Annotated in this window: 15 protein-coding genes; 14 read left to right on the plus strand and 1 reads right to left on the minus strand. The window is 70.9% G+C overall.

The features are described from left to right. Positions 1 to 56: 56 nt before the first annotated feature. From tsaB to ACZ69M_RS17175, 12 genes are all read left to right on the plus strand, one after another. A complete protein-coding gene (tsaB, locus tag ACZ69M_RS17120; RefSeq protein WP_470050583.1) occupies positions 57 to 719 on the plus strand; it encodes a tRNA (adenosine(37)-N6)-threonylcarbamoyltransferase complex dimerization subunit type 1 TsaB in 663 nt (220 codons plus the stop codon). 17 nt (positions 720 to 736) lie between these two features. Further along, a complete protein-coding gene (rimI, locus tag ACZ69M_RS17125) occupies positions 737 to 1,243 on the plus strand; it encodes a ribosomal protein S18-alanine N-acetyltransferase (RefSeq protein WP_060895788.1) in 507 nt (168 codons plus the stop codon). Next, positions 1,236 to 2,345 (plus strand): tRNA (adenosine(37)-N6)-threonylcarbamoyltransferase complex transferase subunit TsaD, encoded by a 1,110-nt coding sequence (gene tsaD / locus ACZ69M_RS17130; RefSeq protein WP_470050584.1) that lies wholly within the window; start codon positions 1,236 to 1,238, stop codon positions 2,343 to 2,345. The genes rimI and tsaD overlap by 8 nt, the downstream gene beginning before the upstream one ends. Continuing rightward, positions 2,342 to 2,593, plus strand: a complete 252-nt coding sequence (locus ACZ69M_RS17135) for a hypothetical protein (RefSeq protein WP_470050586.1) — start codon at positions 2,342 to 2,344, stop codon at positions 2,591 to 2,593. Before tsaD ends, ACZ69M_RS17135 begins: the two co-directional genes overlap by 4 nt. Before the next feature lie 100 nt (positions 2,594 to 2,693). After that, the gene (locus ACZ69M_RS17140; RefSeq protein WP_470050588.1) at positions 2,694 to 3,734 is read left to right on the plus strand and encodes a LacI family DNA-binding transcriptional regulator; all 1,041 of its coding nucleotides are present in this window, start codon (positions 2,694 to 2,696) and stop codon (positions 3,732 to 3,734) included. 173 nt (positions 3,735 to 3,907) lie between these two features. Further along, positions 3,908 to 5,218, plus strand: coding sequence for an extracellular solute-binding protein (locus ACZ69M_RS17145; protein ID WP_470050590.1), 1,311 nt, complete (start codon positions 3,908 to 3,910; stop codon positions 5,216 to 5,218). A gap of 9 nt (positions 5,219 to 5,227) precedes the next feature. Continuing rightward, positions 5,228 to 6,244: a carbohydrate ABC transporter permease gene (locus ACZ69M_RS17150; RefSeq protein WP_470050592.1), complete on the plus strand. Its 1,017-nt coding sequence runs from the start codon at positions 5,228 to 5,230 to the stop codon at positions 6,242 to 6,244. Next, the gene (locus ACZ69M_RS17155; protein ID WP_470050594.1) at positions 6,241 to 7,107 is read left to right on the plus strand and encodes a carbohydrate ABC transporter permease; all 867 of its coding nucleotides are present in this window, start codon (positions 6,241 to 6,243) and stop codon (positions 7,105 to 7,107) included. Before ACZ69M_RS17150 ends, ACZ69M_RS17155 begins: the two co-directional genes overlap by 4 nt. 42 nt (positions 7,108 to 7,149) lie before the next feature. Beyond that, positions 7,150 to 9,375 carry a beta-xylosidase/alpha-l-arabinosidase gene (locus ACZ69M_RS17160; protein ID WP_470050596.1) on the plus strand — a complete coding sequence of 742 codons (2,226 nt, stop codon included), beginning with the start codon at positions 7,150 to 7,152 and terminating at the stop codon, positions 9,373 to 9,375. Positions 9,376 to 9,487: 112 nt separating this feature from the next. Next, positions 9,488 to 10,549, plus strand: a complete 1,062-nt coding sequence (locus ACZ69M_RS17165; RefSeq protein WP_470050598.1) for a LacI family DNA-binding transcriptional regulator — start codon at positions 9,488 to 9,490, stop codon at positions 10,547 to 10,549. Between the two features lie 87 nt (positions 10,550 to 10,636). Beyond that, on the plus strand, positions 10,637 to 11,992 hold the full coding sequence (locus ACZ69M_RS17170) for a glycoside hydrolase family 10 protein (protein ID WP_470050599.1): 1,356 nt from the start codon (positions 10,637 to 10,639) through the stop codon (positions 11,990 to 11,992). Between the two features lie 202 nt (positions 11,993 to 12,194). After that, positions 12,195 to 13,193, plus strand: coding sequence for an LCP family protein (locus ACZ69M_RS17175; RefSeq protein ID WP_470050962.1), 999 nt, complete (start codon positions 12,195 to 12,197; stop codon positions 13,191 to 13,193). Here the strand turns inward: ACZ69M_RS17175 and ACZ69M_RS17180 are convergent. Next, entirely contained in the window at positions 13,186 to 13,791 is a 606-nt protein-coding gene (locus ACZ69M_RS17180) for a class I SAM-dependent methyltransferase (protein ID WP_470050601.1), read from the minus strand. The genes ACZ69M_RS17175 and ACZ69M_RS17180 overlap by 8 nt on opposite strands. Before the next feature lie 157 nt (positions 13,792 to 13,948). On the opposite strand from ACZ69M_RS17180, the gene ACZ69M_RS17185 reads away from it, so the two are divergent. Together ACZ69M_RS17185 and ACZ69M_RS17190 are read left to right on the plus strand one after the other, a co-directional pair. Beyond that, complete coding sequence (locus ACZ69M_RS17185; protein WP_060901481.1) at positions 13,949 to 14,305, plus strand: YciI family protein; 357 nt, start codon at positions 13,949 to 13,951, stop codon at positions 14,303 to 14,305. Positions 14,306 to 14,356: 51 nt separating this feature from the next. Continuing rightward, positions 14,357 to 15,673: an RNA polymerase sigma factor gene (locus ACZ69M_RS17190; RefSeq protein WP_470050604.1), complete on the plus strand. Its 1,317-nt coding sequence runs from the start codon at positions 14,357 to 14,359 to the stop codon at positions 15,671 to 15,673. Positions 15,674 to 15,683 lie beyond the last annotated feature (10 nt).

Raw genomic sequence — 15,683 nt, forward strand, 5'->3', positions numbered from 1 at the left:
CCGCCCCGCAGACCGGGACGGCCGTGCGTCCCGCTCGGGCGCCGTAGGCTGTTTGCGTGCTCTTGCTCGCTCTGGATACCGCCACCCCCGCCGTGACCGTCGCCCTGCACGACGGCACGTCCGTCATCGCCTCGTCGAGCCAGGTGGACGCGCGCCGGCACGGAGAGCTGCTGCTGCCGGCCGTCGACCGGGTGCTCGCCGAGGCAGGTCTCGAACTGGACGCCGTCACCGGCATCGTCGTGGGCGTAGGCCCCGGCCCGTACACGGGGCTGCGCGTCGGCCTCATGACCGCCGACACCTTCGGCCTCGTGCTCGGCGTGCCCGTGCACGGCCTGTGCACCCTCGACGGGCTCGCGTACGCCGCCGACGGCACCGGCGTCGAGGGCCCGTTCGTCGTCGCGACGGACGCCCGGCGCAAGGAGGTGTACTGGGCGCTGTACGACGACCCCCGTACGCGTGCCTCCGCGCCCGCCGTCGACCGGCCCGCCGACATCGCCGGGACGGTCGCCGGTCTGCCCGCCGTGGGTGCGGGTGCGCTGCTCTATCCCGACACCTTCCCGGACGCCCGTGCTCCCGAGCATGTCCCGGCCGGCGCGCTCGCGTCCCTGGCGGCGGAGAAGCTCGCCGCGGGCGAGGAGCTGGAGGCGCCCCGGCCGCTCTACCTGCGCCGTCCGGACGCCCAGGTGCCCAAGAACTACAAGGTGGTCACCCCGAAGTGACCGCCGAGCTGCGCGAGATGCGCTGGTGGGACATCGATCCCGTACTGGAGCTGGAGAAGGACCTCTTCCCCGAGGACGCCTGGTCGCGGGGGATGTTCTGGTCCGAGCTGGCCCACGCCCGCGGGCCCGGGGCGACGCGCCGGTACGTGGTGGCGACCGAGAGCGGCCGGCTCGTCGGATACGCCGGGCTCGCCGCCTCCGGTGACCTGGGCGACGTACAGACCATCGCCGTACGACGTGATCAGTGGGGCACCGGCCTCGGCGCCCGGCTGCTGACCGAGCTGCTGCGGGCCGCGACCGCGTTCGAGTGCGCCGAGGTCATGCTCGAGTGCCGCGTGGACAACGTCCGCGCGCAGAAGCTGTACGAGCGCTTCGGCTTCGAGCCCATCGGCTTCCGCCGCGGCTACTACCAGCCGGGCAACGTCGACGCCCTGGTCATGCGGATGCGCACCGCGTCCGACAGCGGCTCCGCCCCGGGTTCACCCTCAGTAAACGGCGTACAAGGAACAGAGAGCAATGGCTGACGAACCGCTGGTCCTGGGTATCGAGACCTCCTGCGACGAGACCGGCGTCGGCATCGTCCGCGGCAACACGCTGCTCGCGGACGCCGTCGCGTCCAGCGTCGACGAGCACGCCCGTTTCGGCGGCGTCGTGCCCGAGGTCGCCTCCCGCGCCCACCTGGAGGCGATGGTGCCGACCATCGACCGGGCGCTCAAGGACGCGGGGGTGAGCGCCAGGGACCTGGACGGCATCGCCGTCACCGCGGGGCCCGGGCTGGCCGGCGCGCTGCTCGTCGGGGTCTCGGCGGCGAAGGCGTACGCCTACGCGCTGGGCAAGCCCCTGTACGGCGTCAACCACCTCGCCTCCCACATCTGCGTGGACCAGCTGGAGCACGGCCCGCTGCCGGAGCCGACGATGGCCCTGCTCGTGTCGGGCGGCCACTCGTCCCTGCTGCTCTCGACCGACATCACCTCCGACGTACGGCCCATGGGCGCGACCATCGACGACGCCGCGGGCGAGGCCTTCGACAAGATCGCGCGCGTGCTCAACCTCGGCTTCCCCGGCGGTCCGGTCATCGACCGGTACGCGAAGGAGGGCGACCCCACCGCGATCGCCTTCCCTCGCGGGCTCACCGGGCCGCGCGACCCGGCGTACGACTTCTCCTTCTCCGGCCTGAAGACGGCCGTGGCGCGCTGGATCGAGGCCAAGCGGGCGGCGGGCGAGGAGGTGCCGGTGCGTGACGTGTCGGCGTCCTTCCAGGAGGCGGTCGTCGACGTGCTGACCCGCAAGGCCGTACGGGCCTGCAAGGACCAGGGCGTCGACCACCTCATGATCGGCGGTGGCGTGGCCGCGAACTCACGGCTGCGTGCGCTCGCCCAGGAGCGGTGCGAGGCCGCGGGGATCCGGCTGCGGGTGCCGCGGCCGAAGCTGTGCACGGACAACGGGGCGATGGTGGCCGCGCTGGGCGCGGAGATGGTCTCCCGCAACCGGGCCGCCTCCGACTGGGACCTGTCGGCGGACTCGTCCCTCCCGGTGACGGACCCGCATGTGCCCGGCCGTTCACACGAGCATGGCCACGACCACGACCATGTGCACGAGGTCTCCAAGGAGAACCTGTACTCGTGAGCGTCGCGCTGATGTGGGAGGCGCGGGCCGTCCCCGGGCGGGGCGACGAGCTGCTCGCCTGGGTGCGGAGACAGCAGCTGGTGAGCGAGCCGCTGCGCCGGGAGGTCCTGCGCGCACCGCAGGACCGGGTCCTCGTCATCACCTGGTGGGATGCGCCCTACGACGCCGACCTGCCGGAACTCCCGGAGCCGGAAGGGGAGTTGGTGACCCGGACGGTCCATCGGTGGCGGTTCGAGTCGGTCTCCTGACGCCTTCGTCCCCGGCCGGGTTTCACGCCGACCTCGCTTTTCCGGAAGACTCCTGCAAAGTTTCGTGTGTGGGTGTGGAACGGTAGAGGGGCGGTTCGACGTGTCGACGGAGGTGGGCGCAGTGGCCCGGGAGAGCATCAAGAACAAGGTGACGATCACCGAGATCGCCCGGCAGGCCGGTGTCTCGGTGCCCACCGTGTCGCGTGTCGTCAACGGCCGCTCCGACGTGTCGCCGGAGACCCGGGCCCGCATCGAGGACCTGCTGCGGCGCCACGGCTACCAGCGCAGGTCGTCCGCGCCGGGGGACCGGGCGGCCCTGATCGACCTGGTCTTCAACGACCTCGACAGCCCCTGGGCCGTGGAGATCATCCGGGGGGTCGAGGAGGTCGCGCACGCGGCGGGTGTGGGGACGGTCGTGTCCGCGATTCACGGCGCGTCGGGCTCGGCGCGGCAGTGGATGACCAATCTGCGCGCCCGCGCCTCGGACGGCGTGATCCTCGTCACCTCGGTCCTCGAACCCCGGCTGCACGAGGAGTTGCGGCGGCTCGGGGTGCCGCTGGTCGTGATCGATCCGGCGGGGTCCCCGACCCTCGACGTGCCGACCGTCGGCGCCGCCAACTGGGCGGGCGGGATGGCGGCGACGGAGCATCTGCTCGGGCTCGGGCACCGGCGGATCGGCTTTGTCGCCGGGCCCGTGCGGTTGCTGTGCTCGCGGGCGCGGCTCGACGGGTACCGGGCGGCGCTGGACGGCGCGGGGGTCGCGGTCGACGACGCGCTGATCGTGCCGGGTGACTTCTACCATCAGGCCGGCTTCGACGGCTGCAACACGCTGCTCGACCTGGAGGAACCGCCGACCGCCGTGTTCGCGGCGAGTGACCAGATGGCGCTCGGGGCGATCGAGGCGTTGCGGCGGCGGGGGATGCGGGTGCCCGAGGACATGAGTGTCGTCGGGTTCGACGACCTGCCGGAGGTCCGGTGGTCGGCGCCGCCGCTCACGACGGTGCGGCAGCCGCTCGCGGACATGGGGAAGCTGGCCACCCGGACGGTGCTGCGGCTGGCGCTGGGCGAGGAACCGGTCTCTCCGAGGGTCGAACTGGCCACTGAGCTGGTCGTTCGGGCGAGTACGGCGCGACGGGGCTGACGGCGGCCCCACGGGCGGGGGCTTGAGGTTGTTGCGGGGCTGCGACCAGCCACGAACCACCCGCGGTCAAAGAACTCCCGATATTTGTCAGGGGCGTTGACACGCCTGTCGTACCCCCGTAACTTCCGGCGCACTCGGCCGATAATTATCGGCTCTCTTCCGGAAGGTGTGCGATGCGAGCGTTGGGCAACACCTACACCTCTTTCTCCCGCCGGAGGTTCCTGGCGGCATCCGCGGCGACCGGACTGGGGGCGGCAGCCCTGAGCGCGTGCGGTTCCTCCGACAGCGGGAACAGTTCGGGCAAGACGACGATCGAGTGGTGGAACATCACCACCACCGACCCGGCGAAGAAGCTGTGGGCCCAGCGCGCCAAGGACTTCGAGGCCGCGCACCCGGACGTGAAGGTCAAGATCGTCACGCTGGAGAACGAGGCGTACAAGTCCAAGATGACCGCGCTGACCACCTCCGGGAAACTGCCGGACATCTTCCACACCTGGGGCGGCGGAGTCCTCAAGCAGCAGATCGACGCGGGTCTGGTCGAGGACCTGACGGACAAGGTCTCCCCGTGGACGACGAACTTCGTACCCGCCGCGATGTCGGCCTACCAGTTCGACAGCAAGACGTACGCCGTCCCGTTCGACATCGGCATGGTCGGCTTCTGGTACAACAAGGCGCTCTTCAAGAAGGCCAAGATCACCACCCCGCCCACCACCTGGTCCGCCTACCTCGACGCCGTCAAGGCCCTCAAGAGCGCCGGGATCACGCCCATCGCGCTGGCTGGCAAGGAGAAGTGGCCCGGCATGTACTACTGGGCGTACCTGTCGATGCGTGTCGCCGGGCTGGAGGCGATGCAGAAGGCCGCCACCGACGCCGACTTCACCGGCGCCGGGTTCGTCACGGCCGGCCAGCACCTCAAGGACCTCGTCGCGCTCGAACCCTTCCAGAAGGGGGTCCTCGGCGCCGCCTACTCCGAGCCCAACGGCCAGGCCGCCACCATGGGCAACGGCAAGGCGGCCATGGAGCTGATGGGCCAGTGGGCACCGAGCGTCGAAAAGTCCTCCGGCAAGGGCCTCGGCGCCGATCTCGGCTTCTTCTCCTTCCCCTCCGTGGAGGGCGGAAAGGGCGCGCTCACCGAGGTGTTCGGCGGGGGCGGCGGCCACGCGGTGCGCAAGGGGGCGCCGGACGCGGCGGTGGAGTTCCTGAAGTTCTTCGCGGAGAAGCAGTTCGCCGAGACCCTCGTCAAGGAGACCGGACTGATACCGGTGTCCAAGGACGCGCTCCCCGCCCTGACCGACCCCAACCTCACCGCCGTGTCGGACGCCCTGAACAAGTCCACCGGCTTCCAGCTCTACCTCGACCAGGCCTACGCCCCCGCCGTCGGCCAGGAGATCAACGACAGCGTCGCCGCGCTCATCGCCGGCTCCAAGTCGCCCGAGCAGGTCACGCGTTCGGTGACCCAGGTCGCCAAGAGCGAGAAGAGCTAGCGGCCGGCGATGACGCACTCGACCTCGACCTCGACCGCGTCGACGTATGTGCCCGATCTCGGCAAGTCGACCGGCGCGACGGCCGTTTCACCGGGCGGGAGCCCCCGCCGTCCCGTCCTGCGGCGCGTGCGCGACTGGTTCGCGGCCTTCGTCTTCACGGTCCCGGCGCTCGCCCTGTTCGGGATGCTCGTCCTCCTGCCGATGGGCTACGCCTTCTACGTCAGCTTCTTCAACTGGGGCGGATTCGGCTCGCCCACCGACTCCGTGGGGTTCGACAACTACACCCGGCTCTTCCACGACCCGGTGTTCCTCGGGGACCTGTGGCGCGGCTTGCTGCTCATCGCCTTCTCCCTCGTCCTCCAGCTGCCGTTCGCGCTCGCCATGGCCGTGCTGCTCAACCAGAGACTGCGCGGCCGGGCCGTCTACCGGATGCTGTTCTTCGCGCCGTACATCCTGTCCGAGGTCATCACCGGCGTGCTGTTCAGCATGATCTTCGCGCCGGGCGACGGACTCGCCGACAAGGTCCTCGGCGCGGTCGGTCTCGACGGCCTGGGCGGGCTCTGGTTCGCGGGCCAGAACACCGTCCTGCCCACCCTCTTCCTGGTCATGACCTGGAAGTACTTCGGCTTCCACATGATGCTCTACCTGGCAGGCCTCCAGGGCATCCCGGCGGAGCTGCACGAGGCGGCACGCATCGACGGCGCCGGCAGCTGGCAGCGCTTCCGCCACGTCACGCTCCCGCTGCTCGCGCCGACCCTGCGGATCAGCGTGTTCCTGTCCGTGATCGGCGCCATCCAGCTCTTCGACCTGGTGTGGGTGATCTCCGCGGGCGGTCCCGACCACCACTCCGAAACCATGGTCATCAGCATGTTCCAGTACGGCTTCAAGCGCTACCAGATGGGCTACGCCAGCGCGATCAGCGTGGCGATGTTCCTGATCAGCCTCGTCTTCGCCCTCGCCTACCAGCGTTTCGTGCTGCGCCGCGACACCGAAGGAGCCATCACCACCATGCGAGCAGGCCGATGAGCACCGTCGTGAAGAACACCGTCCCGAAGAGTGTCGTACGCCGTCGCAGGCTGCGCACGCTGCCCGTGTACGTGACCCTGTGGCTGGTCGGCGCGGTCATGGTGACCCCACTGCTGTACGCCCTGGTCTCCGGCTTCAAGTCCACCGACCAGCTCTCCAGCAACACCTTCGGCCTTCCCCACCCCTGGGTGACCTCGAACTACACCTCGCTGCTCGGCTCGGGACCGTTCTGGCGGTCCGTGGGCAGCAGCACCCTCATCGCGGTCGCCACCGCCCTGTTGACCGTGGGGGCGTCGGCGCTCGCCGCCTACGCGCTCGCCCGGTTCGCCTTCCGGGGCAGGGAAGTGCTCTTCACCGTCTTCACGATGGGGCTGATGTTCCCCTTCGCGGTGGCGATCCTGCCGCTGTTCATCCTGCTGCGCACCTTCGGGCTGCTGGACAACCCCTGGGGCGTGATCCTGCCCCAGGCCGCCTTCGGCCTGCCCATGACGATCGTCATCCTGCGCGGCTTCTTCCGGGAGATCCCCGGCGAACTGGAGGAGGCCGCCACCCTCGACGGCTGCTCCCCGTTCGGCTTCTTCTGGCGCATCCTGCTGCCGCTGGCCCGCCCGGCGCTCGGCACCGTCTCCGTCCTCGCCATCGTGGGCAGCTGGAACAACTTCCTGCTCCCCCTGCTCGTCTTCAGCGAACCCACCTGGTGGACGGTCCCCGTCGGGATCCAGCAGTTCCAGGGCCAGTACGCCTCCGACGTGGCCCGCATCTTCGCGTATCTGGTCCTCGCCATGGCGCCCGCCCTGGCCTTCTACGCGGTCGCCGAACGACAGCTGATCGGCGGCATCACGCTCGGCGCGACCAAGGGCTGAGCACCAGCCTCTCCAGATGCCCCTGTGGATGTGAGGAGTTACATGACCGACCCCTGGCAGGACACCGCTCTGCCCGCAGGCGTCCGCGCCGCCGACCTGCTCGCCCGTATGACCACGGAAGAGAAAGTCGCCCAGCTCTACAGCGTGTGGCCCGGCTCGGACCAGACCCCGGGCGGGGACATGGCGCCGCTGCAGCACGCCCTGTCCGAGGACATCGACCTGACGCGGCTGCTCCCGCACGGGCTCGGCCAGCTGACCCGCCCCTTCGGCACCGCACCGGTCGACCCGGCCGAGGGCGCCGCCCGTCTTGCCGCACTCCAGGAGCGCATCCGGTCCGCGAACCGCTTCCGACTGCCGGCGCTCGCCCACGAGGAGTGCCTCACCGGGTTCACGGCCTGGCGGGCGACGGTCTTCCCGACCCCGCTCGCCTGGGGCGCGAGCTTCGATCCGGCCCTGGTGAAGGAGATGGCGGCGGCGATCGGCGCCTCGATGCGCTCGGTCGGAGTCCACCAGGGCCTCGCCCCGGTCCTCGACGTCGTACGCGATCCCCGCTGGGGCCGTACGGAGGAGTCGATCGGCGAGGACCCCTACCTCGTGGCGACCGTCGGCACCGCCTATGTCCAGGGCCTGGAGTCGGCGGGTGTCGTCGCCACCCTCAAGCACTTCGCCGGCTACTCGGCCTCCCGAGGCGCCCGCAACCACGCGCCCGCCTCGCTCGGCCCGCGCGAACTCGCGGACGTCATCCTGCCGCCGTTCGAGATGGCCGTACGGGAGGGCGGGGCGCGCTCGGTGATGGCCTCGTACAACGACCTCGACGGACTGCCCGCCCACGCGCACCGCCGACTGCTCACCGAACTCCTGCGGGAGGAATGGGGGTTCACCGGCACGGTCGTGGCCGACTACTTCGGGGTGTCCCTCCTGGAGTCCGCGCACGGGCTCACCGACTCCCCTTCGGGGGCGGCCGCGCTCGCGCTCGCGGCGGGCGTGGACGTCGAGCTGCCCGCCGTGCGCTGTTACGGCGCCGGGCCCCTCGACGAGGAGTATGTGGACCGGGCCGCGCTGCGGGTGCTGACGCAGAAGTGCGAACTGGGGCTGCTGGACCCCGACTGGGCACCGCCCGCCGACTCCGCTTCCGCCGATCTCGATCCGCCGCACATGCGGGAGCTGGCCCGGCAGCTGGCGCAGGAGTCGGTCGTCCTGCTCGCCAACGGGGGTACGTTGCCGCTGGCGTCCCGGGTGCGGCGGATCGCCGTGCTCGGTCCGCTCGCCGACGATCCCGCGGCCATGCTCGGCTGCTACACCTTCCCCCGCCATGTCCTCCTCGACCATCCCGAGGTCGAGATGGGGGTGGGCGTGCCGACGCTGCTGGAGGCGCTGCGCGCCGAGCTGCCGGACGTGGAGTTCACCGACGATCCGGTGGCCGCCGACGTGTGTGTGGTCGCGGTCGGCGACCGGTCGGGGCTGTTCGGGCGGGGCACCTCGGGCGAGGGGTGCGACGCGGCCGACCTCGAACTGCCCGAGGGGCAGGGAGAGCTGGTCGACAAGATGCTGGCCTCCGGGACACCGGTCGTGCTGGTGCTGCTGTCGGGGCGGCCGTACGCGCTCGGGCGCTGGGCGGACCGGTGCGCGGCGGTGGTGCAGGCGTTCTTCGCGGGACAGGAGGGAGGTCCCGCGGTGGCCGGGGTGCTGTCCGGGCGGGTGAACCCGTCGGGGCGGCTCCCGGTGAGCGTGCCGCGCGAGCGGGCCGGACAGCCGTGGACGTATCTCGCGCCGCCGCTCGGACAGCTCAGCGGGGCCAGCAACCTCGACCCGACGCCGCTGTTCGCCTTCGGACACGGGCTGTCGTACACGACGTACGACTGGCAGGCGCCGTCGGTCGACGACACCGCGTTCGCGACGGACGGCGAGACGACCCTGCGGCTGACCGTCCGCAACACGGGGGAGCGGGCCGGTACCGAGGTCGTGCAGCTCTATCTCCACGACCCGGTCGGCAAGGTGGCGCGGCCGGTGGCCCGGCTGGTGGGCTACGCGCGGGTGCCGCTGGAGGCGGGCGCGTCGGCGGAGGTCCACTTCACGGTCCCGGCGGACCTGGCCGCGTACACCGGCCCGGACGGCGACCGGATCGTCGAACCGGGGGAGCTGGAGCTGCGGTTGGGGGTGTCCAGCGCCGAGGGCGACGTGCGGTACGCAGTACCGGTGACGCTGACCGGGCCCGAGCGGGTGGTGGGCCGGGAGCGGCGGATGCGGTGCGAGGTGCGCGTGAAGTGAGCCGTCGGTTCCCGCAGCGGCCGAATGTTTCTCGCCAGTCTCCGAATGTTAAGGACCTCACTGAGGTCGGAGAGGGGTCGCCCGGCGTGCACCCGGGGATACGATCGCGCCCATGAATCCCGCGAAGCCCGTGGAGAAGCGGATGGCGGACCGTGCCTCGGGGACCGCGACCCTCGCCGAGATCGCCCGCGAGGCCGGCGTCTCCCCGCCGACTGTTTCGAAGGTGCTCAATGGCAGGGCCGATGTCGCCCCGGCCACCCGCACCCGGGTCGAGGAACTGCTGCGCGCGTACGGCTACCGGCGCCGCCGGGCCGAGGCGACCCGCTCGCCCCTCATCGACGTGGTCTTCCACGAGCTGGAGAGCGCCTGGGCGATGGAGGTGATCCGGGGCGTCGAGAACGTGGCGCGGGACGAGGGGCTGAGCGTGGTCCTCTCGGAGAGCGCGGGACGGCTGACCCCCGGGCGGACCTGGGCCGACCAGGTCGCCGCCCGTCGCCCGCACGGCGTGATCCTCGTCCTGTCCCGGCTGGACGAGTCCCAGCGCGCGCTGCTGACCAGCAGGTCCATCCCGTTCGTGGTGATGGACCCGGCGGGCGACCCGGGCGACGACGTGCCGTCCATCGGCGCCACCAACTGGCACGGCGGGCTGGCCGCGACCCGCCATCTCGTCGATCTGGGGCACCGGCGGATCGGCGCGATCAGCGGGCCCTCGCGGATGATGTGCAGCCGTGCCCGGGTCGACGGATACCGGGCGGCGCTGGAGACGGCGGGACTGCCCGTGGACCCGGAGCTGATCAGGGTCGGGAACTTCCACCACGAGGACGGCTACCGGCTGGGCCTCGACCTGTTGCGCCGCCCCGACCGCCCGACGGCCGTCTTCACCGGCAACGACCTCCAGGCGCTCGGCCTGTACGAGGCCGCCCGCGAGCTGGGTCTGCGCATTCCGGAGGACCTGAGCGTCGTGGGGTTCGACGATCTGCCGGTGGCACGCTGGGTCGGGCCGCCGCTGACGACCGTACGGCAGCCGCTGACGGAGATGGCGGAGGCGGCGGCCAAGCTGGTGCTGGAGCTGGGGCGCGAGGAGCGGCCGGCGGCGGGGACCAGGGTGGAGCTGGCGACGAGTCTGGTGGTGCGCAGCAGCACGGGGGCGGCTCCGGCGGTCGGCCTGGAGTGAAGTGGACGTATTGACGTGTGGGGCATCTCGCCCCACACTCCTCCGAAGCCAGTCGGTTGCAAGACCGAAACTTTCGGAGGCACCCGCATGAGATCTCTGAGAACAGGCTTATCCCTGGGGTCCGTCCTCACCGGCATCGCCGCCCTCGGCGCCCTGCTGGTCGCGGCCCCCGCCGCCCACGCGGCCGACACCCCGCTGCGTGACCTCGCCGCCGCCAAGGGCAAGGTGGTCGGCACCGCCGTCACCGGGTCCAAGCTGACGGGGACGTACGGCGACATCGCCGGGGCCCAGTTCAACTCGCTCACTCCTGGCAACGCCATGAAGTGGGAGACCGTCGAGCCCACCCGGGGCACCTACAACTGGGCCGAGGCCGACCAGATCGTGGCCTTCGCGCAGGCCCACAACCAGCAGGTGCGCGGCCACACGCTGGTCTGGCACAGCCAGAACCCGAGCTGGCTGACGAACGGCACCTGGACGTCCGCCCAGCTCAGTTCGCTGCTCCAGGACCACATCACCACCGAGGTCACCCGCTACAAGGGGAAGCTGGCCGCCTGGGACGTGGTGAACGAGCCCTTCAACGAGGACGGCACCTACCGCTCGACCCTCTGGTACAACGGCCTTGGCTCCGACTACATCGCCCAGGCCCTGACCTGGGCGCACGCGGCCGACCCGAGCGCCAAGCTCTACATCAACGACTACAACGTCGAGGGCGTCAACGCCAAGAGCACCGCCCTCTACAACCTGGTCAAGTCGCTGAAGGAGCGCGGCGTCCCGATCGACGGGGTCGGTCTCCAGGCCCACCTCATCCTCGGCCAGGTGCCGTCCACGCTCCAGCAGAACATCCAGCGCTTCGCCGACCTCGGCGTCGACGTGGCGGTCACGGAGCTCGACATCCGTATGCAACTCCCCTCCGACAGCGCGAAGCTGACGCAGCAGGCCGCCGACTACAAGGCCGTGATCGACGCGTGCGTGGCGGTGTCCCGGTGCTACGGCGTCACCGTCTGGGGCTTCACCGACTCCGACTCCTGGATCCCGGACGTCTTCTCCGGCTACGGCGCGGCGACCCCGTACGACGAGAACTACCTGCCGAAACCGGCGTACTACGCGATCGCGGGCTCGCTGGGCGGGACCACGACACCACCGCCCACGGGCGCCTGCACGGCGACGTACAGCGTCCAGAGCCAGTGGAACACGGGGTTCACGGGGCAGGTGACGGTCGCCTGTTCCGGGACCGCGCTGTCGTCGTGGAAGGTGAACTGGACGTACGGCGCGGGCCAGCGGATCACCCAGGCCTGGAACGCCGACTGCACCCAGTCCGGTGCGGCGGTGACGTGCGCGAACGCCTCCTACAACGGAACGGTACCGAACGGCGGATCAGTGACGTTCGGGTTCAACGCGTCATGGAGCGGGAGCAATCCGGTGCCCACGGTGACGCTGGGCTGAGGGCGGCGTGAGAAGTCTTAGATTTTCCGAAGGAAACCCCAGAAGAGGTTCCTGCTCGTAATAATTCGGACTTACGTTCCTCCGCGTGACTGCAGAAGAGGAGCGCGGGGGCGGACGTGGGGCCGGGCGCGGGGACGGGAACGGGGTCGGGAGCGGGGACGGGAACGAGGGCGCCGCGAGACGTGCCGGACGGCGGAGAGGTCTGCTGAAAGCCGCCGGCATCACGCTCGCCGGCGTCCTCGTGCTCTCCGCGGCGGGGGCGGGCTGGGTCTACTGGCATCTGAACCAGAACATCAAGAGCGTGGACATCAACAGCGCGCTGGGCGACGACCGCCCGGCGAAGGCGGTGTCGGCCCCGTCGGCGTCCGCGTCCGCCTCGGCCGCCCCGCTGCCGAGCGGCGCCGTGAACATCCTGGTGCTCGGCTCCGACTCGCGCAGCGGGAAGGCGAACGCCACGCTCGGGGGCGGTGACAGCTCGGGCGCCCGTTCCGACACGGCGATGGTCGTCCACATCGACGAGGGCCGCACCGAGGCGACGGTGGTGAGCATTCCCCGGGACACCCTGGTGACCCGCCCGTCGTGCCCGACCTCGTCCGGCGGGTCGACCTCGGTGGCGTACAGCGCGATGTTCAACAGCGCGTACTCGGTGGGCGGTCCGGTCTGCGCGGTGAAGACCGTCGAGTCCCTCACCGACGTCCGCATGGACCACTACATCGAGATCGACTTCTCCGGCTTCGCGAAGCTGGTGGACGCGCTCGGCGGCGTCACGGTGACGACGGACCAGAACATCGACGACGACAAGAGCCATCTGCGCCTGAAGGCGGGCACGCACCACCTGGGCGGCACCCAGGCCCTGGCGCTGGCCCGCACCCGGCACGGCATAGGCGACGGCAGCGACCTCGGCCGCATAGGCCTCCAGCAGAAGCTGGTGAAGGCACTGCTGGAACAGATGGCGTCGACATCCCTGCTGACCGACCCCACCAAGCTCTACAAGGTCGCCGACGCCGTCACCGGCAGTCTGACGACGGACACGGGGCTCGACTCGCTCGGCGAACTGATGAAACTCGGCCAGAGCCTGAAGTCCCTCTCCTCCGACAAGGTCAAGACGATCACCATGCCGGTGGTGACGGCTCCGTCGAACCCCAACCGGGTGGTGGCCGACGAGCCGGAGGCGAGCGACTTGTGGACCTCGCTCAAGTGACCCGGTCGATCCCGCCGACCCGGTACGTCAACAGATAACGCCAGTAGAGGAGTTGGCGGACACGGGAGCCGGGCAGCAGCCGGTCCGCCTCGCTCCGGACGTCCGCCAGCGACATCCGCGGCTCGCGCACCGGCGCCCGCAGGGGCACGGCCTCCTCTCCGCGCAGCCGCTCACCCATCGCCACCCCCGCCCGTGCCACCGCATTGGCGGGCACGGCGGCGAGGTCCCACCAGGTGATCCCCGCGTAGCAGCCCAGCACCAGCAGCACTCCGCCGGGCGCGAGCGCCTCCCGGAACCTGGTCACCGTGCCGAACGGCATGTGGTGCAGGCTCGCCAGACAGGTGATGACGTCGTAGTGCCCCTTCGGCAGCCCGGCGGAGGCCACGTCCGTCCGCCGGAACCGGGGGCCACCGCCGATCCGCCGCGCCGCGGTGATCACCTCGGCGGACGGATCGACGGCGTCTACCTCATAGCCCCGCGCCGCCATCCGCCGCGCGAAACCCCCGGTGCCACAGCCGACGTCGAGGGCGACACGCCCGTGCTTCGGTAACTTCCGCAGCAGCATCCGGTGGTAGTGATCGTTGTGGTCGAAGGGCATACGAGGACCCTGCCCACACGGAGCCAGGGGCAGCGCCCGGCGAGAAAGTTCAAAGGATTTCGGGGACGGTGTCGAAACAGATGTCTCCCGTTCGACGCACGGGTGAGAGGCAGGGAGAAGCCCCGCCTCCGAGGCACCACGGACACGAGGAGTCACCATGCCGCGTTACCTGTCGCTGGTCCAGATCGACGAGAGCACCGCACCCGCCGAGGGCCCGAGCCCGGAGCTGATGCAGCGGATGGGCGAGCTGATCGAGGAGATCACCAAGGCGGGGGTCATGCTCGACACCGCCGGGCTGACGCCGTCCGCCCAGGGCAAGCGGGTGCACTGGTCGGGCGGGCAGCTGTCCGTCACCGACGGGCCCTTCACCGAGTCCAAGGAGGTCGTCGGCGGCTACGCGCTCATGCAGTGCAAGGACATGGCCGAGGCCCTGGAGTGGACCAAGCGGTTCCTGAAGGTGCACGAGGAGCACTGGACGGTGACCTGCGAGGTACGGGAGATCGCCGAGGGCTAGGCCCGAGCGGTTTCTTGGTCTGCGGCCGTCGCGGGTGTCTGATGGTGGGTTGTGGAAGAGCAACAGCCCACCGTCACGCCCGTCACACAGGCCGTCGCGTCCGGGGCCACCGGAGGTGCCGACGAGGCCGTCGAAGCCGTCGAGACGATCTTCCGGATCGAGTCGCCCCGCGTCATCGCGGGCGTCTCCCGCATCGTCGGCGACGTCGGCATCGCCGAGGAGCTCGCGCAGGACGCCCTGGTCGCGGCGTTGGAACAGTGGCCGCGGGACGGCGTCCCGGACAACCCGGGCGCCTGGCTGACGACCACGGCCAAGCGCCGCGCGATCGATCTCGTACGCCGCCGGGAGAGTTACGCGCGCAAGCTGGCGGAGGTGGGGCGGGACCTCTCGGTGACCGCCCCGCACCACCTCGACGAACCCTCCGACCCGGACGACATCGACGACGACCTGCTGCGGCTCGTCTTCACCGCCTGCCACCCCGTCCTCTCCGCCGAGGCCCGCATCGCCCTCACCCTGCGCCTGGTCGGCGGTCTCACCACCCCCGAGATCGCCCGCGCCTTCCTCGCCCCGGAAGCGACCGTCGCCCAGCGCATCGTGCGCGCCAAGCGGACCCTGGCGACGAAGGGCGTCCCTTTCGAGGTCCCCTACGGCCCGGACCGCGAGGCGCGCCTCGGGTCCGTGCTCGAGGTCATCTACCTGGTCTTCAACGAGGGATACGCGGCCACGGCGGGCGACGACCTGCTGCGCCCCGCCCTGTGCGAGGACGCGCTGCGACTGGCCCGCGTGCTCGCCGAGTTGATGCCCAAAGAGCCCGAAGTGCACGGTCTTGTGTCCCTGTTGGAACTCCAGGAGTCCCGCGCCGCCGCCCGCACCGGCCCCTCGGGCGAGCCCGTCCTCCTCAAGGACCAGAACCGGCGCCGCTGGAACCGCCTGCTGATCCGCCGCGGCTTCGCCGCCCTCGGCCGGGCGAGCGCCGTCACCACCGGACCCCCCGGTCCGTACGCCCTCCAGGCCGCCATTGCCGCCTGCCACGCCCAGGCGTACGCGTACGAGGACACGGACTGGCGGCAGATCGCCACCCTGTACGGGCTGCTGGCGACCCGTTCCCCGTCTCCCGTGGTCGAGCTGAACCGCGCCGTCGCCGTCTCCATGGCCGAGGGCCCCGCCCCGGCGCTGGAGATCGTCGACCGGCTGGCCGGCGAGCCGGCCCTGCGCGACTACCACCTGCTGCCCAGCGTCCGAGGGGACCTGCTGGCCCGCCTCGGCCGTACGAAGGAGGCCCGCGCGGAGTTCGAACGAGCCGCGGGCCTGGCCCGCAACGAACGGGAACGCGAGCTGCTGGAGACGAGGGCGCGGGACTGTCGCTAGAGCCGGTCCG

The organism is Streptomyces sp. NPDC107454 (genome assembly GCF_055582885.1).

What these genes read in the sequence shown, in the direction of transcription:
- ACZ69M_RS17185 (WP_060901481.1), top strand. Translation starts at nt 13,949, where the DNA reads ATGCCGCGTTACCTGTCGCTGGTCCAGATCGACGAGAGCACCGCACCC.
- rimI (WP_060895788.1), top strand. Translation starts at nt 737, where the DNA reads ATGCGCTGGTGGGACATCGATCCCGTACTGGAGCTGGAGAAGGACCTC.
- ACZ69M_RS17160 (WP_470050596.1), top strand. Translation starts at nt 7,150, where the DNA reads ATGACCGACCCCTGGCAGGACACCGCTCTGCCCGCAGGCGTCCGCGCC.
- ACZ69M_RS17145 (WP_470050590.1), top strand. Translation starts at nt 3,908, where the DNA reads ATGCGAGCGTTGGGCAACACCTACACCTCTTTCTCCCGCCGGAGGTTC.
- ACZ69M_RS17165 (WP_470050598.1), top strand. Translation starts at nt 9,488, where the DNA reads ATGAATCCCGCGAAGCCCGTGGAGAAGCGGATGGCGGACCGTGCCTCG.
- ACZ69M_RS17170 (WP_470050599.1), top strand. Translation starts at nt 10,637, where the DNA reads ATGAGATCTCTGAGAACAGGCTTATCCCTGGGGTCCGTCCTCACCGGC.
- tsaD (WP_470050584.1), top strand. Translation starts at nt 1,236, where the DNA reads ATGGCTGACGAACCGCTGGTCCTGGGTATCGAGACCTCCTGCGACGAG.
- ACZ69M_RS17180 (WP_470050601.1), bottom strand. Translation starts at nt 13,791, where the DNA reads ATGCCCTTCGACCACAACGATCACTACCACCGGATGCTGCTGCGGAAG.
- ACZ69M_RS17150 (WP_470050592.1), top strand. Translation starts at nt 5,228, where the DNA reads ATGACGCACTCGACCTCGACCTCGACCGCGTCGACGTATGTGCCCGAT.
- ACZ69M_RS17155 (WP_470050594.1), top strand. Translation starts at nt 6,241, where the DNA reads ATGAGCACCGTCGTGAAGAACACCGTCCCGAAGAGTGTCGTACGCCGT.